The sequence below is a fragment of the Rubrivirga sp. genome (genome assembly GCF_049648075.1).
Lineage (GTDB): Bacteria > Bacteroidota > Rhodothermia > Rhodothermales > Rubricoccaceae > Rubrivirga.
Window position 1 is genome coordinate 1 of record NZ_JBARYR010000518.1, and the last position, 2,478, is coordinate 2,478.

The 2,478-nt window shown below is 69.5% G+C and carries 3 protein-coding genes; 1 reads left to right on the forward strand and 2 read right to left on the reverse strand.

Annotated elements, in window-relative coordinates; all coding sequences use genetic code 11:
• Together WBA11_RS14515 and WBA11_RS14520 are read right to left on the reverse strand one after the other, a co-directional pair.
• Nucleotides 1–228, reverse strand: a 228-nt coding sequence (locus WBA11_RS14515; RefSeq protein ID WP_424521380.1) for a hypothetical protein, incomplete at its 3' end; no start/stop codon positions are given.
• A gap of 1 nt (nucleotide 229) precedes the next feature.
• Complete coding sequence (locus tag WBA11_RS14520) at nucleotides 230–1,441, reverse strand: alpha/beta hydrolase family protein (RefSeq protein WP_424521381.1); 1,212 nt, start codon at nucleotides 1,439–1,441, stop codon at nucleotides 230–232.
• A gap of 192 nt (nucleotides 1,442–1,633) precedes the next feature.
• Between WBA11_RS14520 and WBA11_RS14525 the strand changes: the two genes are divergently transcribed.
• Nucleotides 1,634–2,478: cysteine desulfurase family protein (locus WBA11_RS14525; RefSeq protein ID WP_424521382.1), on the forward strand; the 845-nt coding region annotated here is incomplete at its 3' end.

Below are 2,478 nucleotides of genomic sequence, written 5' to 3' on the forward strand. Positions count from 1 at the left end.
CGCCGTCGCGACGGCGGGCACGTCGGTCCGTGCCGAGTCAACCTCGGCTCGTGTCGGCGCCGCGAACAGGGCCGTCAGGTTGACGCCGCCGACGACCTCGTCCCCAGGACCGGGCCGGTCCTCGCACGTCGGGTCGACCTCGGGGACGCAGACGGCGACCGGCGTCTCGCTGCACGCGGTGAACGCGAAGAGAGCGGCGATCGCTGCGACCTCGAGGCCAAGTCTCATGCTAGTACGCGAGCTCGAGCTCCGGCGCGCTCACGATGGAGCCGACGGCCAGCTGCGACCGCAAGAACGTGGTCACGACCGGCACGCTCGACGGGAAGCCCTCGGGCGAGTGGAACGAGTTGCCGTTGGACTCCGAGTCATACTGGAAAAACTCGAAGCTGCCTCCACCGCCGCCCTCGGCGCGGGCCGCGAACGCGATCGAGAACGGGATCGGGACGACCGGGTCGTTGACGTGATGGTGGACCTGGGTGTCGGGCAAGTCGGCCTCGAAGAGGGACGCTGAGCGGCGGACGACCTCGAGGCGGGCCGGGCCGTAGTCGGCGTCGGGGTTGGCGGTGCCGTCCGCGTTGCGGAGCGGGTTGAGGACGGTGTCGAGGAGGAACTGCCCGCCCGGAAGCCCGAGCGCGCCGGCGTTCCCGGTCAGCAGGCGCGTCGCCAGTGTCTCGGTGGTCTCGTTGTAGAAGTCGGTCGGCCCGTAGTAGTCGACCAGCGCGTCGACGCGGTCGTCACGGATGCTGTGGAGCGCGGCCGTGTTGCCGCCGCGGCTGAACCCGATGGCCGCGATCCGGCTGTCATCGGTCTCGTCGGCGTAGAGCTCGAGGGCGGCGTCGAGGAAGGCGATCGAGTCGTCCACGTCGAAGTCCCACGGGCTCGGCGAGCCACCGGCGGTCACGGGGGCGAGGGCCGTTCCCTCGGTCAAAACGGGCTCGGAGCGGTAGACCGGGACCACCAACACCGTGCTCGAGGCGAGGTCGGGGAACGTGGCGGCGAATCCGGTGACGGTGCCGTTCGCGCCAGAGCCGGCGATGGAGAATCCGCCGTCGCCACCGTGATGGACCACCAACACCGGCAGGTCGTCACCGCCGTCCGGCACGTGAACGACGCCGTAGTGCGTGATGGGGCTCTGCCCCGAAGTCGTCACGTCGTGCTGCACCAGGAACGCCGTCCCGATTCCCGTCGAGGTCGAGCCCAGGACGGTCTCGTTCGAGGACGTGGGGTTTCGGCTGGCCCAGTCGTCGCGGACAGACTGGATCTCCGCCGCGGTGGCGTCCGAGAAGAGCCGGTCGTAGTTGACACCGAAAAGGACGCGCCCTTGCTCGTCGCCGTCTCCGGGCTCGTCGGGCTCGCTCGAGTCACACGCAGGCAGCGCGATGAGGAGCGCCAAGAGAACTGGGATCGCGCCGGACCGGGCGCGGAGGAAGCCAAACGACATAGACGAGTGTGGGAAGAATGTCCGCGTCAACGCAGCGGCGCGCCGTCTAGTTGCCCGTCCTCTCGGAAGCGCTGCCGTCTCTCCGGCGAAGATCCACAACATCCGGCCTAGGGCAACCGTATACATCAGCAAACTGATTGCCGGCGGCGCCCTCGAGGACGGACCCTCGGGGCCAGATCCGGCCTCGATCCAATGAGCGCCCCCGTCTACCTCGATTACAACGCGACCACTCCCACCGACGAGCGCGTCCTCGAGGCCATGCTCCCGTTCTTCCGGGAGCACTTCGGCAACCCCCACAGCGAGCACGCCTACGGCTGGACCGCGGACGAGGCCGTCAAGAAAGCTCGCGAGCAGACCGCGAAGGTGATCGGCGCGACGCCGCGCACGATGGTGTTCACGAGCGGCGCGACCGAGTCGATCTCGCTCGCGATCCGCGGCGCCGGCGCGATCTACGGCGGCAAGCGGCACCGGATCGTGACCGTCCAGACCGAGCACAAGGCCGTGCTCGAGACGTGCCAAGCGATGGAGCGCGAAGGCTACGAGACGACTTACCTCCCGGTCGACGAGAACGGACTCGTGGACCCGGACGCGGTCGAGGAGGCCGTCGACGACCAGACGTTCCTGGTCTCGGTGATGTGGGCCAACAACGAGACCGGCGTGATCCAGCCGATCCCGGAGATCGCGGAGCGCGCCCATGCCGCCGGCGCCATCATGATGAGCGACGCGACCCAGGCCGTCGGGCGCGTCCCGACCTCGGTCAACCACGACGGCGTCGACCTGCTCGCGATGTCGGGGCACAAGATGTACGGGCCGAAGGGGATCGGCGCGTTGTACGTGCGGCAGCGCGGCCCGCGCGTCAAGCTCCAACCCCAGGCGACCGGCGGGTCCCAGGAGGCGGGGCACCGGGCCGGAACCCTCAACGTGCCTGGTGTGGTCGGGATGGGGATGGCGTCGCACATCGCGCGCCGCTCCCAGGCCAGTGACGCCGAGCGCCAATCCGTCCTTCGGGACCGGCTCGAGGCCGGCGTCCTCGAGGC